The organism is Streptomyces sp. NPDC048643 (assembly GCF_040650615.1).
GTDB lineage: Bacteria > Actinomycetota > Actinomycetes > Streptomycetales > Streptomycetaceae > Streptomyces.
Window position 1 is genome coordinate 1 of sequence record NZ_JBEZHO010000063.1, and the last position, 22420, is coordinate 22420.

16 protein-coding genes are annotated in these 22420 nt (G+C 70.8%); 8 read left to right on the top strand and 8 right to left on the bottom strand.

The features are described from left to right. Together AB0C62_RS37425 and AB0C62_RS37430 are read left to right on the top strand one after the other, a co-directional pair. On the top strand, window positions 1–267 hold a 267-nt coding region (locus AB0C62_RS37425; protein ID WP_362981032.1), incomplete at its 5' end, for a PRC-barrel domain containing protein. 200 nt (window positions 268–467) lie between these two features. Then, window positions 468–923: an ANTAR domain-containing protein gene (locus AB0C62_RS37430; RefSeq protein ID WP_362981034.1), complete on the top strand. Its 456-nt coding sequence runs from the start codon at window positions 468–470 to the stop codon at window positions 921–923. 19 nt (window positions 924–942) lie between these two features. Here AB0C62_RS37430 and AB0C62_RS37435 read toward each other — a convergent pair whose 3' ends face one another. After that, a complete protein-coding gene (locus tag AB0C62_RS37435; RefSeq protein WP_362981036.1) occupies window positions 943–2106 on the bottom strand; it encodes a serine/threonine-protein kinase in 1164 nt (387 codons plus the stop codon). 399 nt (window positions 2107–2505) lie between these two features. On the opposite strand from AB0C62_RS37435, the gene AB0C62_RS37440 reads away from it, so the two are divergent. The 3 genes from AB0C62_RS37440 to AB0C62_RS37450 all read left to right on the top strand — a co-directional run bounded on the left by AB0C62_RS37440 (window position 2506) and on the right by AB0C62_RS37450 (window position 5722). After that, on the top strand, window positions 2506–3663 hold the full coding sequence (locus AB0C62_RS37440) for a S1 family peptidase (RefSeq protein WP_362981038.1): 1158 nt from the start codon (window positions 2506–2508) through the stop codon (window positions 3661–3663). A 190-nt stretch (window positions 3664–3853) separates the two neighbouring features. Continuing rightward, on the top strand, window positions 3854–4684 hold the full coding sequence (locus tag AB0C62_RS37445) for an aldo/keto reductase (protein ID WP_362981040.1): 831 nt from the start codon (window positions 3854–3856) through the stop codon (window positions 4682–4684). A gap of 168 nt (window positions 4685–4852) precedes the next feature. After that, window positions 4853–5722, top strand: coding sequence for a nuclease (locus AB0C62_RS37450; RefSeq protein WP_362981042.1), 870 nt, complete (start codon window positions 4853–4855; stop codon window positions 5720–5722). A 101-nt stretch (window positions 5723–5823) separates the two neighbouring features. Here AB0C62_RS37450 and AB0C62_RS37455 read toward each other — a convergent pair whose 3' ends face one another. The 3 genes from AB0C62_RS37455 to AB0C62_RS37465 all read right to left on the bottom strand — a co-directional run bounded on the left by AB0C62_RS37455 (window position 5824) and on the right by AB0C62_RS37465 (window position 11496). Continuing rightward, window positions 5824–8757, bottom strand: coding sequence for an ABC transporter substrate-binding protein (locus tag AB0C62_RS37455; RefSeq protein WP_362981044.1), 2934 nt, complete (start codon window positions 8755–8757; stop codon window positions 5824–5826). A 217-nt stretch (window positions 8758–8974) separates the two neighbouring features. Then, window positions 8975–9883, bottom strand: coding sequence for a glycoside hydrolase family 16 protein (locus AB0C62_RS37460; protein ID WP_362981046.1), 909 nt, complete (start codon window positions 9881–9883; stop codon window positions 8975–8977). A gap of 257 nt (window positions 9884–10140) precedes the next feature. Then, window positions 10141–11496 (bottom strand): lipase family protein, encoded by a 1356-nt coding sequence (locus AB0C62_RS37465; RefSeq protein WP_362981048.1) that lies wholly within the window; start codon window positions 11494–11496, stop codon window positions 10141–10143. Window positions 11497–12370: 874 nt separating this feature from the next. Here AB0C62_RS37465 and AB0C62_RS37470 point away from each other — a divergent pair. Further along, a complete protein-coding gene (locus tag AB0C62_RS37470) occupies window positions 12371–13597 on the top strand; it encodes a chitinase (RefSeq protein WP_362981050.1) in 1227 nt (408 codons plus the stop codon). Window positions 13598–13852: 255 nt separating this feature from the next. Here AB0C62_RS37470 and AB0C62_RS37475 read toward each other — a convergent pair whose 3' ends face one another. From AB0C62_RS37475 to AB0C62_RS37485, 3 genes are all read right to left on the bottom strand, one after another. Beyond that, complete coding sequence (locus AB0C62_RS37475) at window positions 13853–14200, bottom strand: DUF1330 domain-containing protein (protein WP_362981052.1); 348 nt, start codon at window positions 14198–14200, stop codon at window positions 13853–13855. A gap of 194 nt (window positions 14201–14394) precedes the next feature. Continuing rightward, the gene (locus AB0C62_RS37480; protein WP_362981054.1) at window positions 14395–14823 is read right to left on the bottom strand and encodes an SgcJ/EcaC family oxidoreductase; all 429 of its coding nucleotides are present in this window, start codon (window positions 14821–14823) and stop codon (window positions 14395–14397) included. A 115-nt stretch (window positions 14824–14938) separates the two neighbouring features. Beyond that, on the bottom strand, window positions 14939–15127 hold the full coding sequence (locus tag AB0C62_RS37485) for a hypothetical protein (RefSeq protein WP_362981056.1): 189 nt from the start codon (window positions 15125–15127) through the stop codon (window positions 14939–14941). Between the two features lie 297 nt (window positions 15128–15424). On the opposite strand from AB0C62_RS37485, the gene AB0C62_RS37490 reads away from it, so the two are divergent. Both AB0C62_RS37490 and AB0C62_RS37495 read left to right on the top strand, forming a co-directional pair. Then, window positions 15425–19507: a discoidin domain-containing protein gene (locus AB0C62_RS37490; protein WP_362981058.1), complete on the top strand. Its 4083-nt coding sequence runs from the start codon at window positions 15425–15427 to the stop codon at window positions 19505–19507. Between the two features lie 183 nt (window positions 19508–19690). Further along, window positions 19691–20503, top strand: a complete 813-nt coding sequence (locus AB0C62_RS37495; RefSeq protein ID WP_362981116.1) for a maleylpyruvate isomerase family mycothiol-dependent enzyme — start codon at window positions 19691–19693, stop codon at window positions 20501–20503. A 24-nt stretch (window positions 20504–20527) separates the two neighbouring features. Here the strand turns inward: AB0C62_RS37495 and AB0C62_RS37500 are convergent, their stop codons facing one another. After that, on the bottom strand, window positions 20528–22408 hold the full coding sequence (locus tag AB0C62_RS37500; protein ID WP_362981060.1) for a glycoside hydrolase family 15 protein: 1881 nt from the start codon (window positions 22406–22408) through the stop codon (window positions 20528–20530). Window positions 22409–22420: the final 12 nt, after the last annotated feature.

A 22420-nucleotide genomic window follows, 5' to 3' on the forward strand; every position in this document is an offset into this window, starting at 1 on the left:
GGCAGCATCGGCAAGGTCGACAAGCACTCGGACGACGTCGACTCCTCCTACCTCGTCGTCGACACCGGCGTATGGATCTTCGGCAAGCACGTCCTCCTGCCCGCCGGGACGGTGCAGTCCGTCGACCTGGACGAGCACAGGATCCACGTCGCCCTCACCAAGGCCCAGATCAAGGACTCTCCCGAGTTCGACAAGGACAAGCACGTCGGCGACGCCGGCTACCACGAGCAGGTCGGCGGCTACTACCAGACGCAGCGCGGCATCTGACCGCAGCAGCAGCCCGGAACGGGGGCCCGCCGGAGACATTCCGGCGGGGCCCCCGTTCGGTTGCGCCCGGAGGCACGGACTCGACTCTCACCCGCTTAGGTACGGCCGAACCGGCCGGAGTGCGCCAGTTCGTGGGGATTGCGACGCCGATCCGGGGCAGACGATCCATGATGAATGATCAGCCGACCCCAACCAGAGCGATGGCGTTCTTCGCGATATCCAGGTCCGATCCCCTGCGCCTGCTGTCCACCACGGACCTGGTGCGGGAGAACGACAAGCTCAACGAGGAGCGCACCCACCTGCACCGTGCCGTGTCGTCGCACGCCACGGTGGATCAGGCCATCGGTGCCCTGCTGGTCCTCGGCCGGATCGGCCCGGAGGACAGCTGGGACGTGCTCCGCGAGACCTCACAGCACACCAACCGCAAGCTGCACGTCATCGCGGACGAGGTCCTCGCCTTCGGCCGGGGCGGCACGCTCCCGGACGACATACGCGTCGCCCTGGAGGCCGCGCTGTCGAAGCGGCAGTCGGGGAAGGCGGACGCCCCGTCAGTCGAGTCCGAGAAAAAGAGGGACCCGGACGAGGCCGGCAGGGGTGGTCCGGACCCCGACGGGACAACGGACGGCGCGCGCCGCCATGAGCCGTCCCCCACCTGAACAGGCCGAGCCCGGACCACTACGGCGTCGCGACCGTCGGAGACGAGCTGACCGTGCCGTCCGAGCCGGGCCGAGGCGTCTCCGCGGAGCTGCTGTCGGGTGAGAACCAGGCCACGCCCACGAGCACCGCGAGGACGAAGACCACCGCTCCCGCGGCGGCGCCCACCGCTCGCGGCCGCTGGGTGAGGAGTTCACCGACGCCGGGACGTCTGCGTCTGCGTGAGCGACGGGCACCCGCCGCGTCCCGGGTGACGGTCGCCCCGTGGGACGGCGCGGCCGACGGCAGGGCGTACGTGGTCGCGGGGCCCACGACTCCGAGGTCGGGCCTGCTCCGGCGTTGCGCCGGCCGTACGGCCGGGAGCGGTTCCGGACGCCCTTGCCAGGCGCCGGTGCTGTACCAGGACGCCGCCTGCTGCGCGGTGGGCCGGTCGTCGGGCTGCTTGGCGAGGAGGCCGAGAAGGTAGTTCTCGAACGCGGGCGGCAGCTCGGCGCCGAGCTCGCGGGGCGGGGTCGGCGCGGTGTCGAGGTGGTGGTGGAGGATCGCGACGGCGCTGGCGGCCTGGAAGGGCGGCCGTCCGGTGAGGAGTTGATAGAGGACGCAGCCGAGCGAGTACATGTCGGACGGCGGCCCCGCCGTCTTCCCGAGGGCCCGCTCCGGGGCCAGGTAGAGGCTGGTACCGACGATCTGTCCGGTCGCGGTGAGGCCGCCGGCCGGGTCGTCCATGAACCGCGCGATCCCGAAGTCGCCGATCTTGACGCTCCCGTCGGCGTCCAGCATCAGATTGCCCGGCTTGATGTCCCGGTGCACGATGCCCTGTTGATGCGCGGCGGCGAGCCCGGCGGCGGCCTGCGCGGCGATCCGCGCCACCCGCTCGGCGGGAAGGGTGCCCGTGGTGGCGAGGACGTGGGAGAGGCTGTCGCCCTCGATCAGCTCCATCACCAGGAAGAGCCGGTCCTCGAACGACCCGAAATCCAGGACCCCCACCACATGAGGATGGTTCAGCCGTCCCGCGGTCTGCGCCTCCAGGCGGAACCGGGCCGCGGCGGTCGGGTCGGCGTCCTGGGAGAGCAGCAGCTTGACGGCGACGGGCCGTCCGATCATCTCGTCCTGGGCCCGCCACACCTCCCCCATCGCGCCCCGCCCGAGAGTGGTGTGCAGCCGATACCGCCCCGCTATCAGCACGTGTACTTCATCCTCACGCCGTAGAGATCCGTCCGTCGCCGCGAGCCGTCGAAGGGCCGGTCGGAACAGGTGACCGGGACGCCGCAGCAGGGTGAGCCTACTGCCAACGCGGCCGTGGTCAGGCGGTGTTCGGCCGTGACCGCGTACTGCCGCCCAAGATCGCGGAGAACCGGTCCCCGAGGAGTCCGAATCCGATCGGGTGTGACGCAGGACGTCCGGCCGGGGCGCCCGGCCGAATGATCGTTCTCGTGCCGCCGAAGCGTGATCCCAAAGAGTGGTCATGCATTGGCATGGACCTGCCCAACCTCATTGACTATTCTCGACCACGCAACTCTGAGAGCGCTCTCTCCTGCCCTTCGCCCCACTCACCGACCATCGGATCGACGAAAGGCAACTCCCTTGAGACGCACAACAGTTCTGCGCACCGCCGTGTCCGCGGGCCTGCTCGTCAGCGCCGCCACCGTCGGACTCACCCAGGCCGCCGCCGACGACGCCCCCCTCACCACCCCCACAGCATCCCGGGCCCCCGCCTCCTCGGCGCTGATCTCGGCGATGCAGCGCGACCTCGGGCTCACCGAGAAGCAGGCCACCACCCGGCTCTCCCAGGAGACCACCGCACGCGCCGTCGAGCGCACCGCCCGGACCAAGGCAGGCACCACGTACGGGGGCTCGTGGTTCGACGTGAAGAGCGGCCGGCTGGTCGTCGCGCTGACCACGGCGGCCTCCCGCGAAGCCGTCGAGTCGACCGGTGCGCGGGTCACCCTCGTCAAGCACAGCGAGCGCCAGCTCGACGCCACGATGAAACGCCTCGACAAACTCGACGCACCGGCCGGCGTGAGCAGTTGGCACGTCGACCCCAGGTCCAGCGCCGTCGTCGTGAACGTGGTCTCCCCTCACAAGGATGACAACGATGTCCGGTCCTTCGTGGCCCGGGCCCGCAAAGCAGGTCCCGTGACCGTCCGGCAGACCGCCACGGCGCCGAGCACCTTCGCCGCGGGCACGGTCGGCGGCGACCCGTACTACACGGGCAACGTCCGCTGCTCCATAGGCTTCTCCGTGTACGGCGGCTTCGTCACCGCCGGACACTGCGGCCAGGCCGGCGCGGGTGTCAGCGGCTGGGACCACAGCTACATCGGCAACTTCCAGGGCTCCTCGTTCCCGGACAACGACTACGCCTGGGTGAACGTGGGCAGCGGCTGGTGGACGGTTCCCGTCGTCCTCGGCTGGGGCACCGTCTCCGACCAACTCGTCCGCGGCTCCGGTGAGGCTCCCATCGGCGCGTCGATCTGCCGCTCCGGCTCCACCTCGCACTGGCACTGCGGCAACGTCCTCGCCAAGAACGAGACGGTCAACTACAGCCAGGGCGCCGTGCACCAGATGACCAAGACGAGCGTCTGCGCCGAGCCCGGCGACTCGGGCGGCTCGTTCATCAGCGGCGACCAGGCACAGGGCGTCACCTCCGGCGGCTGGGGCAACTGCAGCAGCGGCGGCGAGACCTGGTACCAGCCCATCAACGAGATCCTGAACCGCTACGGGCTCACGCTCCACACGGCCTGATCCCTCCACACCGGGCCTGCCCCGGCCGGTCCGCCTCTCACCGGGCGGGCCGGTTCGGGTGCCGTTTCGGCGGGGTCGGCGCACGGGTCGGAAGGCTGACCGAGACCGACGCACCGAGAGCCCGCGTCGCCTCGACAACGGCACCCGTGCACGATGGGTACGTACCCGTCGTCGACTCGAAAGGCTCCCCGTGACCAGCATTCCGGCCCTCACCGCCCATGACGGAACGACGATCCCGGCCGTCGGTCTGGGCACCTGGCCGATGGACGACACACAGGCCGAGCAAGCCGTGAGCAGCGCCCTCGGTGTCGGCTACCGCCTCATCGACACGGCGACGAACTACCGCAACGAGACCGGCACCGGCCGGGGCATCGCCCGTGGCGGCGTCCCGCGCGAAGAGGTCGTCGTCACCACGAAACTCCCGGGCCGGCATCACGGCTACGACGAGACGCTCGCCTCCTTCGAGGAGTCCCGGAGCCGTCTCGGACTCGACTACGTCGACCTGTACCTCATCCACTGGCCGCTGCCGCGCGTGGACAAGTACGTCGACTCCTGGAAGGCCATGATCAAGCTGCGGGAGCAGGGCCTCGTGCGGTCGATCGGCGTCTCGAACTTCACGACGGAACACCTCACCCGGCTGGAGGCCGAGACCGGGGTCCTCCCGGCGGTGAACCAGATCGAGCTTCACCCCTACCTCCCGCAGGACGAACTGCGCGCCTTCCACGCCGACAAGGGCATCATCACCGAGAGCTGGAGCCCCCTGGGCCGCGGCTCCAGCCTGCTGGACGAGCCGGCGCTCGGAAAGATCGCCGAGACGCACGGGGTGACACCCGGACAGGTGGTGCTGCGCTGGCACACCCAACTCGGGGCCGTTCCCATCCCCAAGTCCGCCGACCCCGGCCGCCAGCGGGCGAACCTCGACATCTTCGGCTTCGAGCTGACCCTCGACGAACTGGCCGCCGTCTCCGACCATCCGCACCGTCGTCTCGGCGGAGACCCGGACACCCACGAGGAGTTCTGACGCACCCATCACGGCGGCACTCACTGTTGGCGTACGCCCTGTCGGCCCCATGCGTCGGTGCCATCCGCTCATTGCATGACTTCGGTACCGGTCGGGGTCCCGGGCGGTGGCATGGACGGCGCAACGCCCCATGGTGGAAGGGGCGTTGCGACCGATGGGGGAACTGCCATGCCGATGTTGCTGATCAAGGGTGCGTACCGGATCGTCGGAGCGAGTCCCGACGGGGACTCCGTGCGGTTCGTGCCGGACGATCCCGGCGAGTGGGATCTGGTGCCGGGACGGAAGGTGCGCCGTAACCGGTCCGGCGGTGCACAGTTGCGGCTGGACGGGATCGACACCCTGGAGACCCACTACCGTCCGCCGCACGGGCCCGAACTGCACCAGCCCGCCCCGTTCGCCGGCCGGGCCGCGGAGGCACTGCTCGACTGGCTGGGGTTCGAGGAGGTGGAGCGTGCCGCGAGTGGGATCGTGAAGCGGAGCGTTCCCGAGTCCGTGCCCGGCTACGTGCTGACGCGTAACGCGGACGTGCACGGACGCTGTGTGGCGCTCGCGGGCCGTGGGGCCGATGCTCCCGGTGCCAGCGGTGAACTCCTCACCGTCGACGTCGAGCAGCTGCGGCGGACGGCCAACCACCATCAGCTCGGTGAGGGGCTCGCCTACCCGACCTTCTACCGGAATCTCTTCGTCGACCTGCGGCAGGAGATGTCCCTGGCGGCGGAACAGGCCCGGCAGGACGGGCGCGGGCTCTGGCCGGCCGACCAGACACAGAGCGGGGCGAAGGTGGAGGGGCAGTCGACACTGACGGACACGGCGGTGCTGCTGCCCAAGCTGTTCCGACGGCTGGCCGACTATCTGCAACTGAACGACGGTGATCCGTCGTTGGACGGCTTCCGTCCCTATCTGGAGCAGCGCGAGGACCGGCTGTTCATCCTCTCCAGCGGGCAGTGGACCGGGTTCGACACGGTCGTTGAGGTCACGAACGGCAACACGGTCCGGCTGAACCGGCCTGCGGAGGATCTCGTCTTCGACGAGAAGTAGGAGCTGTCTGTCGTCCGACGACCCGGGGCCGGCGGTGGGGCGCCGGGTCCGGTCGGCTGGAGGGGACGGGGAGAGGCGGTCGACTGTTCCGGGTCCGGTGTTCAGTCGTCCTCCGGGCAGAGGAAGGTTCCGTTGGGGCCCCAGCGTGTGATCACGTCGGCTTTAGCGGTGACCGCTCCGCAGGTCAGGTCGGTGAGCTTGCGGCCGTCCGCGGTGATCTCGCGGATGTCGATCTCCTTGTCCGCGGGGTACTTGTGGCCCTTGCCGATGGTCATGATCCCTGACTCCCCGACGTAGTCGGCGACTCCGGTGGACTGGAGGAAGGTGACGACGGCACTGGGTGTGAACTCGGGGTCGGTGACGGAGATCTCGTTCATGACCTTGAAGTAGACCTTTACGGCGTCGTATCCGGCGGCCGCGTCGCTGTCCGAGGAGAGGTTGAAGGACTGCCGGAAGCTGCCGGCGAACGAGCCCTGCGGGTCGGGCACGCTGAACTGGCTGTAGAACAGGCTCAGGGAGCCGTAGTTCCGGGGCATCAGTTCCGGGTGCAGGACGAGGTCCGGAGCGGGGCTCTCCGCGAGGACGGCGACCCGGCCCTGGTGGGTGCGGCATTCCTTGTCGCCCTGGAGGTAGTAGAAGAGGTCGTGCATGACGCCGGACCGTCCGGCGTAGAGGACGAAGCCGTCCGTCTTCCGGATCAGGGTGCAGATGTTCGCCGCCACGGCCGGGGTCTGACTGTCGTTGCCCGACTCGCTGTACGGCACCGGGTACACCGCCCCGTCGTGGCCGTAGGCGTCGGTGAACCTCTTCTTGAAGTCGGCGCTGAAGTAGTGGTCTCGGGGGTCGAAGACCACGACGGCGGCCGGGGCGGTGTGCCCGGGGTCGATCTTCGTGAGGGCGGCCAGCTGGGGCGAGTGCCGGGCGAAGGCGGCCATGACGCGGGCGATCCGAGCGTCGGGGGGCGAGAGCTGGAAGTACGACACCGGGGAGTTGCCCTCCACCATGGGCTGGCCGGAGACGCCGGTGCCGATGACGGTGACGCCCTTGGCGTCGAGTTCGGCTGCTGCCTGGAGGGACTCCGGGCGGCTCTGGGTGAGGCCGATGACACCTGCGATGTGGTCCCTGTGGATCCGGTCGACGATCATGTCGGCCACGTCGACACCGCTGTGGTTCGTCGTGTTGAGGCCGCCGTGCGAGCCGAAGGCGAAGTACTCCCCCGCGTTGGCCACGAGCAGCCGGATCGGCATCTGCGACTTGAGGATCAGGTCGTTGACCTGCTTCTGCGCGAACAGTGCCCCGCGCAGCATCTGGAAGCCCGTGGGAACGGTGCGGCGGGACGTGGAGCCGACACTCAGCGGGGCGAAGAACACCAGGGTGCGGTAGGGCTTGGTCCGGTCGACCTGCGCGTTCTGCTCGCCCAACGTGTGTTCCAGGGAGCGCAGTTCGGGTGCGTAGAGGCCGTGGGCGAGGTCGCAGTGGTCGGCTCCGTCGCTGATGCCGACGCGTTCGCCGGTGCTGACGTGCCGGCACGAGGGGTTGGCCGTGGGGGGCTTGGTGCGGGGGTGTGTCTCGTCGGGGCGCAGCACCTGGAACAGTCCGGTGGCGAGCAGTGCCGTCACGGCCACGGCGGCCACGACCGGGCGCAGCCAGTCGGTGGCCCGCCGGTCGCGGGAGCGCACGGTCCGTTGGACCGCGAGCCGTTCGGCCGTCGTTCCGTTGTCGGGGACGCGGGACAGGGGCACCAGTCGTACGGCTTCGACGGGGCGTCCGGCGGCGCCGGCCGCGAGCAGGGACGCCACCGCCTGGGCGGTCGAGCCGGTGTCGAGGTGCCGGGTGCCCTGGACGGGGATGGTGTGCCGGGGCAGGGGGACGGCGTACGGCGGGAGGTCCGCCGTGGCGGCGCCCAGGACGAGCAGTGGGCATGTCCCGAGGTCCTCGGCCACCGCGGCGAAGGAGTTGAGGAGCTTGCGGCTCGGGGAGTCGTCGCCGCCGACCGTCGGCAGCAGCAGGACGAAGGGCCAGCGTCGCCGTGGTCTGCGGGCACTCCACACCGGGGGGCGGGCGGCGCGGGCGAGGTCGTGGACGAGGGCGGTGAGCAGTACCTGTCGGACCACGGCCTCGTCGCGGGCCGACACGGCGGACGCCGCGTACAGCGCGGAGGCCGCCGCCGGGGTGGCGTCGTCGGGTGCTTCCCGGCCGGCGCGTTCCTGTGCTCTGGAGCGCAGGTGGGCGTCGCGCAGGGACATCGCGGAGTTGAGGAAGCTGCGGCCTGGTTCGTCGAGCATCGCCCCGACCCAGCGGAAGCGGGCTCCTCGATCGACGCGCAGTCCGTACGACCACCGCCACAGCCAGGCCAGGGGTGTCGTGACCACCTTCGTGATCGCGGACCATTGTCGTGGTCCGAGTTCCTCGCCGAGGCGCGTGACCTCGGCGGCGAAGCCGAACTTCCAGGCGTACTTGTCGTAGATCCGGTCTCGCAGTGCCCGTCGTTCGTCCGTCACGTCGCCGGGGGCGATGTCGGCGCGCAGGACTGAGAGGCAGGCGTCGAACTCGGGGAGCCGGAGGGTGCCGGAGCCGTCGGGCATGGAGGCGCGGAACTGTCGCGCCACCCGGTCCAGCAGTCGTACGTGGGGGCCGTCGCTGCCTTGGTCGTCCTCCCCGGGGCGTTCGCAGGCGAGCAGTTCCTCGTCGACCAGAGCATGGGGGGCGAGGCTCGCGAGGTGGCCCGTCTCGCCCGAGCCGAGGCGCACCAGGCGGTGCTGGTAGGCGTGGACCAGGGCCGACAGCTCCGGGTCGGCGGCGCCTCGACCGGTGTCGTCGGTCGTGACGGCGGCCGCGGTCGTCGCCGTGATGCCCGGGTCGACCGCCGCTTCGCGGGCCAGCAGCAGGGCGGGGAAGCGGTGACTCGACGCGCGCCGCCCCGTCGGTGTCCCGGCCCGCCGGTCGGCGACATGGCGGTCGATCACGCGGACGATGTCGTCGAAACCGCTGGGAAGGACGAGATCACGCTCGTCCGTCCGGTGGGATTGCGGCACGTGGGGCCTCCCCGTTCCTGAGAAACAGGAGGCGAGCCTAGAAACAGTCGGCCGAATTCAAGGCGCTTTTGCCTAAATGGGCACGCGTTGAGCGAATACGTCCGCTTGTCTTTCGGATCGGGCGCACCGGGGCGGAGGGGCAGGGCCCGTTCGGCGGGGCTTCCGAGTCGCCGCACCACCCTTCGCCGTGCGCCCGAGGCCGTCAGCCCCGGGGCGGTCACTTCCAGTCGTACGCGTAGGCGGCGACCCAGGTCACGTCGAGTTCGGCGCTGCTGCCGGGGGCCGCGCCGGGGCCTTCGAGGGCGCTCTCGTTCTGCATCACCCAGGAGAGGGGGCCGGAGGGGACTCCTCGGGTGTCCTCGCCGATCCGGCGGCCGTCGACGAAGAAGCGCACGTGTCCGGGTGTCCACTCCGTCGACACGGTGTGCCACTCGGTCCAGTCGGCGTCGCTCGGGAAGTAGCCCTGCTCTCCCCCGCCGCAGGGGTGGTGGAAGGCGGTGATGCCGCCCGTCCACTCCCCCTCGGGATGGTCCATTTCGCAGCCGTCGCCGTAGTGCAGCCAGGCCGACTTGTATCCGGGAGCCACCTTCGTCACCTTGATGCGGGCGCTGTACTTGCCGTACGCCATCTGCATCACGGCACGCGGCACGAGCGCCGCAGCGTGTACGGGGCCGCCGTCCTCGGGGCGCCACATGCGGATGTGCATCATCCCGTCGCCGTGTTCGCCGGGGCCCACGCTCACCGTGTCCTCCGGGTGGTAGGTGCCGACGACCTTCCTGTCCCGGTCGTTCGCCGTGTCCTGCCAACCGGTCGGGTAGGCCCACCAGTTGTCGCGGTAGGCGCCCTTGAGTCCACCGCAGTACGCGGCGGAGGTGTCGGCGTGGTGGTCGCAGTCGCTGAAGGAGCCCAGCGGCACCCGGTCGCCGTTGAAGTCCTCCGCGAGGACCTGCCAGAACGGGCCGCAGTCGCCGCGCGGCAGGGCGTTGCCGGTGCTGCGACAGGCGTCCGCGGGACGGGGCGCTCCGTCGGCGCTCGGGACCCAGAAGAGCGCGCCGGCCAGGAGGACGAGACCGAGCGGCATCAGCAGGGCGCGCCTGCGCCGGCCGGGCGCCGCGTGTGAACCCATCGGATGTCCCCTTCGCTCCTCGGCGTGCGGACGTCGCCGTCCCTCCCGGGCCGTCGTCCACGAGGGCGACTGCGGGAGCGGGCCGCTGCGAGCGCCGCGCGAAGGAGCATCCTCGCCTCATCGCAGGGGCGGCACCACCCCGTGAACCGGCCGCGATGCGGATGTCCGCGCTCCGCCGCGGCGGTCGGATACGGCGCGTTCCGACAGCCCGAGGACCCCGGCGGCTCGACGCTCGCCGGGGTCCAGGGGCGTACCGGTCAGGGTTGCAGGGGCATCGACCAGCAGTTGGAGGTGGCGCGCTTGCCCGAGAGGCGGTCGGTGAGCCAGGAGATGGCGTCGCCCTGGTCGGTGAGGAGGGGCACGAGGTGGTTGGTGAGCAGTCCGTCGCCGAGGTTGGGCAGGATCACGGCGTCGTACGTGATGTCGGCGCCCTTGCGGCACCAGTCGACGGCGAGTTGGCGGGCCTGGGCGTGGGGCACGATGTCGTCCTGGACGCCGGTGGCCACGCGCACCGGGCTGGTCGGCTTCAGCTTGCCGATGCGCTGTTCGTCGAGGACGGTCTGGAGCGCCGGGGTGGTGGCGACGATGCTGCTGATGGACTTCCCGTCGGTCGTCCACGACGTGCTCTTCTTGAACGCGTATCCGAAGATCGAGTCGCCGACGCACATGGTGGACAGGTCGGAGAGCGCGGCCTTCCCGGCGGCGTTGAGGTGGGCGTCGGCGAAGGCCCGCAGTTCGGGGTCCGACTGGAGGAAGCCGTTGAGGGACCAGCCCAGGGCGCCGGCGAGGGCGCTGCCGTCGATGCCCTTGATCACTTCGGTGAGGTTGGCCGGCGGCGCCCCCGAGTACGTGCCGGCGAGGGTGATGTCGGGGGCGTAGGAGGGCTGGAGTTCGGCCGCCGAGGCGCTGGCGCCGCCGCCCTGGCTGTAGCCGAAGAGGCCGACGGGTGAGGCGGAGGTGACGGACGCCCCGGTCAGGTTGCGTGCGGCGCGGACGGCGTCGAGCAGCGCGTGGCCGCCGTCGAGTCGGTTGACGTACGTGTGGAGCCGGTCGGTCGCGCCGAGTCCGACGTAGTCGGTGACGACCACCGCCGTGCCGGAGGCGAGGAGGCGGTAGATCGACAGGTCCTCGTAACCGACCGACACGGTCTCGCCGTTGAGGGTGATCGGGTGCTGGAGCCCCAGGGAGGCCGCGCACTGGTCGCCCTGTCCCATGGTGCCGGGCGCGACGGCCACCACCGGTCGTGGGCCGCCGCCCTTCCAGGCGGCCGAGGGTTCGATGTAGGCGCCGGTCACCGCGACGGGCTCGCCGTTCGAGTCGGTGGACTTGTACATCAGGCGGGTCGCCGTGCCGGGCAAGGGGCCGTTGAGGCCGGGCAGGCTGAGGGCGAGCGGGAGGGGTTCGCTGCGGACGATCGCGCCGTTGGCCGCCGGCAGAGTGGTGGGCGGGTCGTAGAACGCGGGGATCGGCACCCCGCGGGACACGGTGCCGGCCGCTCCGGTGGCGGCTGTGGCGGGCAGGGCCTGGACGGCGAGGCAGGCGCAGACGGCGAGGGCCGTCGCGAGGAGCCGGCCGCCCCGGGGCGCGGTGGTTCCGGGACGGGCCCCGGGCAACGACCGCTCTGCGCGGGGCCGTCGGGCGGACCTGGGATGGGGTGCGTTTTCGGGGCCGTGGGGTCGGTGGGGTCGTTCCATGCGGCTCACTCCCTGCTTCCTCGAAGGGGGTCGGTGGTGCGGGCGTCCGGCGTCAACGGCTCGACGGGCGGACCCGGTTGGGGAGCCGACCGGGCCGCCACCGCGGGGAATACGGCGTGCGGCACCGGTCGGGGTGGAGCGGGGCAGCCCCGTCACGGGGACGGCGCAGCAGGGCAGCCCCCATCACGGGGACGGCGTCAGGTGGTGAAGGAGGGCCGCGTACGCCCTGGACCCGGGCGTGGGGTGCGCCTTGACCCAGGACGTGCGCCACCGCGCACGCGTCGTCGGCCGGCGACGCGTGCGGGGGCGCCCGTCCGCACGTGGTGCGGTGCCGGGCGAGACATGTGCTGAGGAGCTGTGCACGGCGGAGCCCCGGTGCTCGTGGCTGCGGCTGCGCCGTCCCGTGCTGTGTCTGGTGGTCCGGTGGTGCGCTGTTCGGGTGCCTGTGACCGGGGTGACGGACGTCGAAGTCCCGTGCGAAGCCCGTTAGTTACTCCCGAGTCACATCAGGAGAGTAGGAGCGGGTGTCACTCAGTGACAAGATGTCTGCGCACGGGATTTCCGAGCGGGACGTGGGACCGCCAACCACCTCGCAAGTCGGACACCCGCAACTCGGCCCGCCTGCGCCCGCATTGACCTCATGCGCACCACAAAGAGCGGAGCACGCCCGGCCCTTGGGTAAAGAGATTGCATGGTCTAGTCCAAAGACCTATCTGGTCTAGTCCAACTCATTGACGTGATCGCGACAGTGGCCGGAAGCTATGGCCACTCCCCCACCCCCTCTGGAGGCACCGTGAGACGTCTTCGCGCATGTCTGGGCGCGGCAGCAGCCGTCAGCCTGGCCGCAGTCGGCACGACCGCGCTGGTCGCGGGCAACGCCTCGGGCGCGACCACCGCGCTCAGCAACCGCTGGTACGCCGCCGCCCCCTACCTGATGCCGACGGACAACGAACCGCCGGACGCGGGCGCCATCATGGACGCCACAGGCCTCAAGGCGTTCCAGCTCGCCTTCATCCTCGCTCCCAACGGTGGCGGCTGCTCGCCCACGTGGGGCGGCACGTCGGCGGTCTCCTCGGACACCGCCGTCCAGTCGGTCATCAACGGCATCCGCGCCAAGGGCGGTGACGTCTCCGTCTCCATCGGCGGGTACGGCGGCACCAAGCTCGGGCAGGCCTGCTCGGACGCGGCCTCCACCGCGGCGGCGTACCAGCAGGTCATCACCAAGTACGGCCTGCACGCGATCGACTTCGACCTGGAGGAGCCGGAGTACGAGAACACGGCGGCCATCAAGAACGAGATCGGCGCTGCCAAGATCCTCCAGCAGAACAACCCCGGCCTGTACGTCTCGGTCACCACGGCCGGCACGGCGGACGGCACCGGCTGGTTCGGCAAGCAGATGCTGCTGGAGGCGAAGTCGCAGGGCTTCACGCCGAACAACTTCTCCATCATGCCGTTCGACGGCGGGTTCAACGGCGCCGCGTCGCAGACCAGCGCGCTCGCCAACTTCAACACGATCCTCCAGTCCACCTTCGGCTGGGACCAGTCGACCGCGTACGCCCACGAGGGCTTCTCGGGCATGAACGGCCGCAGCGACACCGGCGAGTACTTCTCGCAGGCCGACTTCCAGACCGTGCTGGACTTCGCCACCAGTCACAACATGGACCGCTTCACCTTCTGGTCCCTCAACCGCGACCGCCAGTGCTCGCCCGCCGACAACGGCGGCCGTACGTCGGGCACCTGCTCCAGCGTGGCCCAGAACTCGTGGGACTTCGCCAAGTACTCGGTGAAGTTCGCGGGAGCGACCCCGCCCACCGGCACGCCCACCCCGACGCCCACTCCGACCCCGACGCCCACGCCTCCGAGCGGGGCGTGCAAGACGGCGTGGAGTTCGTCCGCGGTGTACACCGCCGGCAACGAGGCCTCGTACAACCATCACAACTGGAAAGCCAAGTGGTGGACCCAGAACGAGGCACCGAGTGCCTCCGACTGGGGTCCGTGGCAGGACGAGGGCGCCTGCTGACCCGTCACGTCCGGTCCGGCTCCGGACGGGGTGCCCGTCTCCATCGGGCCCCGCGTCCGGAGCGGCCCGGTCCAGGCCTCCCCGCCTGAGCGCACCGACGCGTGCACAGCGGAAGGGACGGCGTCACCCGTGGTTCGGGGGACGCCGTCCCTTCCGTCGTACCGGCTCCCAGCTCCCAGCTCCCAGCTCCCAGCTCAACGCCGACCGCATCCGACGGAAGCGCCCCCGCAGTGACCGCGCCCCGCGGCCTGACACCTACTCGGCCGGCAGCGCCTCGCGCATCGCCTTGGCCGTGACCGCCGGGTCGTATCCCTCGGGGACACCCGGGACGAGGATGATGTCCCCCTCGATGTGCCGCGAGCGCAGCGGAGCGATCTCCCGGTACGCGGGGGACTCCCACCAGGCGCGCGCCTCGGGGATGCCGGGGAAGCCGATCACCACGACGTGGCCCGGCCAGCCGCCCTCCACGACCTCGTGCTGCACGCCGTGCACGAGGAAGCGGCCGTCGTAGGGCTCGAAGGTGGCGCCGATCCGCTCGATGTAGGCGGCGATCTCGGGGTGCGGGGCGGCTTCCCGCAGGTGGGCTATGGCGTAGGCGGTCATGGCGTTCCTTCCGGCCGATCGGTCTCCGTCGGGAACGACGTTGCCAGCCAAGCCGGTCGGGGTCGATTACCCGAGAGGTAAGGCCCGAGGGACAAGGGGCGACGGAATCCGCAGGGCAGGCCGGCTTCCGGCAGCGCCGGCGTTCGGTGGGCCCGGGAACACGGACCCCCGCCGAACGCGGGCGTGATCCCGGTTCAGACCTGGCGGGCCGGGCAGCCGTGGAAGCCCCTCACCCACCAGGCGCCGTCCGACTCCGAGAGCACCCAGCTGTCCAGGGCCCGCGACTCCTCACGCGGCTCGTCCTCCCCCGCGAGGACGACGGACCTCTCGCAGATCACGAGCGCGGTGCCCTCACCGGGGAAGCGGACGCTCCGCACCTCGTTGAGCGCCCGGGAGCCCTTGAGCGGGCCGGCGAACGCGGCCGCCATGGCGGTGCGGAGCTCCTCCCGGTCGTGCCGGAACGTGCCGGGAAGCAGGACGGTCGCGTCAGGGGCGTACCGCTCCACGAACGCGTCCGCGTCGTTCGCCGCCCAGGCGGTGTAGATGTCGCCGATGACGCCCCGAACAGCCCGCTCGGCCTCGGGGGCGGCCGACGGAACGGTGAGTGCCTCGGTGCTGGTCATGATCTTCCCTTTCGCCGTGAACGTGTTCGGCCATACAGACCGGGCACGGCGGCGAAAGGAATCGGGGCACGGGGATCATGTCGGTCGGCGAGCGCGCCCCGGATCATGAGGGCACTCACACGGACGGTCGCGTATCGGCGTGAACGTACACGTCGCCCTCGGCGACGTCGTCGACCTCCTCGGCCCGCGCCACGGAGAAACCTGCCAGCCGCAGGATCCCGATCATCGCCGTCTGCACGAGGAGGACGACCTCGGTGCAGACCTTCCACTCCGGTGCTGCCCGGTCAGTCCGTTCTGCCTGCACTGCCCGCAGACAGGGCGGGAGTGAAGGCCTGGGGCGGGCAGTACTCCGATGGCCGGCTGGCCGAAACCAGCGCCGAGAACGGCTGCGACTCCCCCACGCTCCACGCCCGTCGTACCGCCGCTCCCGGCCTGCAAGTCAGCCCGATTCCGGGGCAATCGACGTCCCAACTCTTGACAGGAACCTTCACGCGTCACACTCTTTGGCAACGTTGTCATTCGCCCTGACAACGTTGCCATACTCCCCAGCCGCCCTTCCTGTGCTCCTCAAGCACCACCTGTGTGATTGGACAACCCGCTGATGGCCCAGCCGAATCCGCCGCACTCCCCCTCCCGACGATCGATCGTGCTCACCGGCTCGACGCTGCTGGCCGGATTCGGTCTGGGCACCGCGCTGCCCGGTTCCGCCGTGGCCGCCGAGCGCCAGGGCCCCGTCGTCGCGCAGGGATCCGAGGACGAACTCGCCGTCTACCGGCCGGTGACCGTGTCGTCCACCGACTACGCCCCCACGCCGGGGGAGTTCGTGGTCGACCGGGTCGCCTCCCCCGGCGTGCGGGGCACCGGATGGCGGGCAGGAGGCGGCGATCCGCAGTGGATCTCGGTCGATCTCCAGGCGGACTGCCGGGTCACCTGGATCCGGCTCACCTTCGAAGCGGACGCGAGCGACCCGGTGTTCACGCCTCCGGCGACCGGGAACTGGGCGGACGGCACCACGGGCAAGGAGATCCTCTCCAGCTACGCGGTCGACTTCGTGGTCGAGACGTCCCGCGATCACACCTCGTGGACGAGCGTGTACCGCACGACGGCCGGCACCGGTGGCGTCGTCGACATCCAGCTGCCGAAGCCGACCACGGCACGCTGGGTGCGGCTGACCTCGCGCAAGCGGTCCAGCCCCAACCCCCTGGGCGTCAACGGTTTCGAGGTGTTCGGCTCCGCGCAGGGACGCCGCCCCTCGGCCACCGGGTGGACGGACTGGGGCACGCACGACGGGCACGCCCCTGCGCTGAGGCCGGCCGGCGACGGCACGGTGCCGCTGGAGTCCGGCTGGACGCTGACCATGGACGACTGGGCCAAGGGTGACGGCGCGTCGCTGTCGAAGACCGACGTGGACACCCGGACCTGGCTGCCGGCCACGGTGCCCGGTACCGTCCTCGCGTCCCTGGTCGACCAGGGCAAGCTGCCGGACCCGGTCTCCGGCCTGAACAACCTGCACATCCCCGAGGCCCTCTCCCGCCACTCCTGGTGGTACAAGCGGGACTTCGAGCTGCCGCGTGGTCTGCGGACGGGTGCCGGGCGGCGGATCTGGTTGGAGTTCGACGGCATCAACCACCGGGCCGACATCTGGCTCAACGGCAAGCAGGTGGGCGACCTGTTGTACCCGTTCGCCCGCTCGGCCCACGACGTGACGAACCTCCTGGACACCCGGGGCGAGAACGCGCTGGCGGTGAAGATCACGCCGATGCCCGTGCCCGGCAGCCCCGGCGACAAGGGCCCCGCCGGTGAGGCCTGGGTCGACGCCGGCGCCAACCAGATGAACCTCAACTCCCCCACTTACCTGGCCTCTTCGGGCTGGGACTGGATGCCGGCCGTCCGTGACCGGGTCGCCGGTATCTGGAACCACGTGCGCCTGAGATCGACCGGGCAGGTCGTGATCGGCGATCCCCGGGTGGACACCGTGCTGCCCGACCTCCCCGACACCTCGACGGCCGAACTGACCATCGTCGTCCCGGTCCGCAACGCCGACTCCGCCGACCACAAGGCGACCGTCACCGCGTCGTTCGGCACCGTACGCGTATCGCGCACCGTCACGGTCCCGGCCGGCCGGAGCGTCGACGTCGTCTTCGCCCCCGACGCCTTCAGCAGGCTGCGGCTGCGGAACCCCGAGCTGTGGTGGCCCAACGGGCTCGGCAGCGCGCGTCTGCACGACCTGACGCTGGTCGCCCTGGTGGACGGTTCAGAGAGCGACCGGCGCGAAACCCGCTTCGGCATACGCCAGTTCGGCTACGAGTACGACGTGCCGCTCCCCTTCGTCGCCTCCGGTGACGCGTACACCCAGTCCGTGGACGTGGGCGCGCAGCAGGCCCGGCACGTCCGCGTCCGCTGCCTGACCCGGGCGACCGACTGGGGCAGTTCGCTGTGGACGCTGTCCGTGTTCGACAGCGCCCGGCCGGGCACCGACCTCGCGCTGCACGCCGACGCCTCCGCGTCGACGACGGACGAGGACGGCCACGCGGCCGGCAACGTCACGGACGGCGACCCGGCCACCCGCTGGTCCTCGGCCTACCAGGACGACGAGTGGATCCGGGTCGACCTGGGTTCCACACAGTCCTTCGACCGGGTCGACCTGGTGTGGGAGCAGGCGTACGCCCGCACCTACGTGGTGCAGGTGTCCGCGGACGGCGATGAGTGGCGGGACGTGAAGTCCGTCGACAACACCGCGGTGCCGCTGCCCTTCAACAGCGGCGACGCCAGCCTCCAGGTGGAGGACTTCACTCCGCGCACGGCACGCTACGTACGCATCAACTGCGGTCTGCGCAATACGAGTTGGGGCAACTCGTTGTGGTCCCTCTCGGTGATCGACAGTGCCGAGCCGGGAACCGACCTCGCGTTGCGCAGGACGGCCACCGCCTCGACCCAGGAGTCCGATCACCCGGCCTCAGCCGCCACGGACGGCGACCCCGGCACGCGCTGGTCCTCGGAGTACGCGGACCACCAGTGGCTCCGGGTCGACCTCGGCGGCGCACGGCGCTTCGACCGGGTCGCCATCGTGTGGGAGGCCGCCTATCCGAAGACCTATGCGATCCAGGTGTCGGACGACGGTGACGCGTGGACCGACGTCACCTCGGTGACCAACACCCCCGAGCCGCTGAAGATCAGCGTGAACGGCGTACGGGTCCTGGTGCGCGGCGGCAACTGGGGCTGGGACGAACTGCTGCGCAGGATGCCCGCCGAGCGGATGGACGCGGCGGTGCGCATGCACCGCGACATGAACTTCACCATGATCCGCAACTGGGTCGGGAGCAGCAACCGCGAGGAGTTCTTCGCCAGTTGCGACGAGCACGGGATCCTGGTGTGGAACGACTTCCCCAACGCCTGGGGTATGGACCCGCCGGACCACGACGCCTTCAACGCGACGGCGCGGGACACCGTGCTGCGCTATCGCGTCCACCCCAGTGTGGTGGTCTGGTGCGGGGCCAACGAGGGCAATCCCCCGGCCGCCATCGACAAGGGCATGCGGGAGGCGGTCGAGCAGCAGGCGCCCGGCATCCTCTATCAGAACAACTCGGCCGGCGGCATCATCACGGGCGGCGGCCCCTACGGCTGGGTCGAGCCGGAGAAGTACTACGAGCCGTCGACGTACGGCAGCAACAGTTTCGGCTTCCACACCGAGATCGGCATGCCGGTCGTCTCCACCGCGGCGAGTCTGCGCAACATGACGGGCGACGAGCCGGAGTGGCCGATCCGCGGTGCGTGGTACTACCACGACTGGAGCGAGCGCGGGAACCAGGCGCCGCAGAACTACAAGGCGGCCATCGAGACCCGGCTCGGCACGGCGACCGACCTCGACGACTTCGCGCGCAAGGCCCAGTTCGTCAACTACGAGAACACGCGCGCCATGTTCGAGGCGTGGAACGCGCACCTGTGGGAGGACGCCAGTGGTCTCATGCTGTGGATGTCCCACCCCGCGTGGCACAGCACGGTGTGGCAGACCTACGACTACGACTTCGACGTCAACGGCACCTACTACGGCGCCCGTTCGGCCTGTGAGCCCCTGCATGTGCAAGCGGATCCGCGGACCGGGCAGGTGATCGCGGTCAACCACACCAGCCGGGCGCTCAAGGGGGCGAAGGTCACCGCCCGCCTGTACGACCTGTCGGGCCGGCAGCACGGGGCCACCCGCACGGCGGGCGTCGAGGTGGCCGCCGCGACCACCACCCGGGCCCTGACCGTCGGCTGGACCGACGACCTGCCCGACCTGCATCTACTGCGGCTGGCCCTGGAGGACTCCGCGGGCCGCCCGCTGTCCAGCAACACGTACTGGCGTCAGCGGACCCCGGCCGCGCTGAAGGCACTCAACTCGGCGCGGAAGGTCAAGCTGTCCGCTTCGGTCTCCCGTCTGTCGCAGGCCGGGGCGCGCCACGAGCTGACCGCCACCGTCCGCAACCGGGGCACGGCCGTCGCCGCGATGGTCCGGCTCTCGCTGCTGGACCGGGACGGCCGGGAGCGCGTCCTGCCGACGCTGTACAGCGACAACTACCTGTGGCTCCTGCCGGGAGAGTCCCGTCAGGTGACGCTGTCCTGGCCGGCGTCGGCACTGGCGTCCGGCCGTCCGTCCCTGCAGGTGGAGGCCTACAACAGCGATCCGGTCCTGGCCCGTTCCTGACCCCTGTGTCCGCTTTGCCCGCCCTGCGGCTGCCTCGACGTGCGTCGTCGCCGCTCAGGGGGTTGTCGTCACGGCGGTTGCCTGGTCTTCTGTACGCCCGGTGATCGGCAGCGCGTCGCCTTCTCCTCGGCTGTTCAGGTCGGGGGGAAGGCCACGCGGCAGGAAGGGTGCGACGTGGACTCGGTGGCGGGGCGGGACGTGCGGAGACCGCTGCCCGACGGGCTCGGCACGGCGATACGCGGGACCGCCGAGGGGATCGCCGCGCTGCTCGGTCCGGGGGCTGCCATGGGGCGGCGGATCCCGGGGGCGGAGTGGACCGTCGGTGAGGCTGCCGCGCATCTGGCGCTGGCCAACGCGTTGATGGCGGAGCTGGCGGCAGGGCATGAGCGTCCCTACGGGGACGGCACGCCGCAGAGTCTCGCCGAGGCCAACGAGCGGTCCCTCGCGGACTTCGGGGAGCGGGAGCCCGTACCGCTGGCCGCCATGATCGTCGAGCAGGCGGAGAACTGCCTGCGGGCGTTGGAGGAAGGGGCCGTCGAAGGGCCTCTGGTCACCCCGCTCGGCCCGATGAACGCCCAGGAGCTGGGCTCGTACCTGCTCACGCACATGCTCGGGCACGGCTACGACCTCGCCCGCGCCCTCGGCCGGCCGCACATGGTCGACCGCGTCCGGGTCGGCCTGGCCATGCCGTTCATGCTCCGGGTGATGCCGCGGGTCGCCAACGCCTCCCGCCTCGCCGGGATGAACGCCCGCTACGCCGTGCGGCTCCGGGGCGGCGGCGGGTTCGGGGTGGCCGTGTCCGACGGCGTGCTGTCCGTCGAGGAACGACCGTCGGCCCGGCCGGACTGCACGATCCACATCGAGCCGGTCACGTTCCTCCTGATGGCGCTGGGCCGCCAGGGGCAGGCCGGCTCCCTCGCGCGTGGCCGCATCCTCGTGAGGGGCCGCAGACCGTGGCTCGCTCCCCGCTTCCCCGGCCTGTTCACCGCACCCTGAGGGCACGAGCCGTCGCTCCGGCTGTCAGCCGAGCTTGCGGTCCAGGTTGAAGGCGGCGCTGATCAGGGCGAGATGGGTGAAGGCCTGGGGAAAGTTCCCGCTCTGCTCCCCGGTGTGGCCGATCTCCTCGGCGTACAGGCCGAGGTGGTTGGCGTACGTGAGCATCTTCTCGAAGGCGAGCCGGGCCTCGTCGACGCGGCCCGCGCGGGTGAGTGCCTCGACGTACCAGAAGGAGCAGATCGAGAACGTGCCCTCCTCGCCCTGGAGGCCGTCGGGGCTCGCCTGCGGGTCGTAGCGGTAGACGAGGGAGTCGGAGACCAGGTCCTCGCCCAGCGCGTCGAGGGTGGCCAGCCACTTCGGATCGGTCGGGGAGACGAACTTGGCGAGCGGCATCATCAGCAGGGACGCGTCGAGGATGTCGCTGTCCTCGTACTGGGTGAAGGCGCGGCGCGTGCCGGACCAGCCGCGGCTCATGATGCGCCGGTAGATGTCGTCGCGGGCGGTTCCCCAGCGGAGGGTGTCGGCGGGCAGTCCGCGGTGCTGGGCCAGCCGCATGGCTCGTTCGATGGCCACCCAGCACATCAGCCGGGAGTACAGGAACGCCTTGCGGCCGCCGCGGGTCTCCCACACGCCCTCGTCCGGCTGGTCCCAGTTGTCGCACACCCAGTCGACGAGCGCGCTGATGCCGTCCCAGTGCGCGCTGGAGAGCGGCTGGCCCCACTTGTCGTAGAGGTAGAGGGAGTCGACCAGGGCGCCGTAGATGTCGAGTTGGAGCTGGCCGACGGCGGCGTTGCCGACGCGCACCGGTGCGGATCCCCGATAGCCCTCCAGGTGCGGCAGTTCACGCTCGGGCAGGTCACGGCGCCCGTCGATGCCGTACATGATCTGCAGCGGACCGCCCGGCGCCGTGATGTCGGGATCGTCGAGCCGTACGTGTTCGGAGAGGAAGGTCATGAACGCCTCGGCCTCCTCGGTGAAGCCGAGGCGCAGCATGGCGTACACGCAGAAGGCGGCGTCGCGGATCCACACGTAGCGGTAGTCCCAGTTGCGCTCGCCGCCGATCTGTTCGGGCAGGCTGGTGGTGGGCGCGGCGATGATGGCGCCGGTGGGTGCGTACGTGAGCAGTTTCAGGGTCAGGGCGGACCGGTGCACCATCTCCCGCCAGCGCCCCTTGTACCGCGACCGGGACAGCCAGCGCCGCCAGTAGGCCACGGTCGCGTTGAACTCCCGCTCGGCCTCGGCCACGGCGCAGAAGCGCGGCGGCACGTCGTCGTCGATCCGGTCGATGGCGAAGACGGCGGCCTCCCCCTCGCTCAGCTTGAACAGCGACCACACGTCCTGCCCGTCGGCCTCCAGGGGCACGGTGGAGGTGAGCGCGAGCTTGAGCGCGGACGAGTCGAAGACCGCTTGGCCGTCGTCCAGGTGCAGGGTGTGCGGGACGGTCCCGTACTCGAAGCGGGGGGCGATCCGGGCGCGGAAGGGCAGGGTTCCGCGGACGCACACCACGCGGCGGATCAGACGGTGCCGGTCGGCCTCGCGCGAGCCGTCCACGACGGGCATGAAGTCCTGGATCTCGCCCACCCCGCCGTCCGCGAAGAACCGGGTGATCAGGACGTTGGTGTCGGGAAAGTAGAACTGCTTCGTGCGCGCCGGGACGTCGGCGGCGAGCTCGAAGCTTCCGCCGCGGTCGGCGTCCAGGATCGACGCGAAGACACTGGGCGCGTCGAAGCGGCCGCAGCAGTACCAGTCGATGGTGCCGTCCGTGCCGACCAGGGCGGCGCTGCGCAGGTCGCCGATGAGTCCGTGTTCCGCGATGGGCAGATACCGGGGCGCGTCGGCGGGGCGCCCGCCAGGTGCGCTGCGCGCCTCTTCTCCCGTACGGGCTCCAGGAGTCTCGTCCGCCATGCCGGCCTCCCT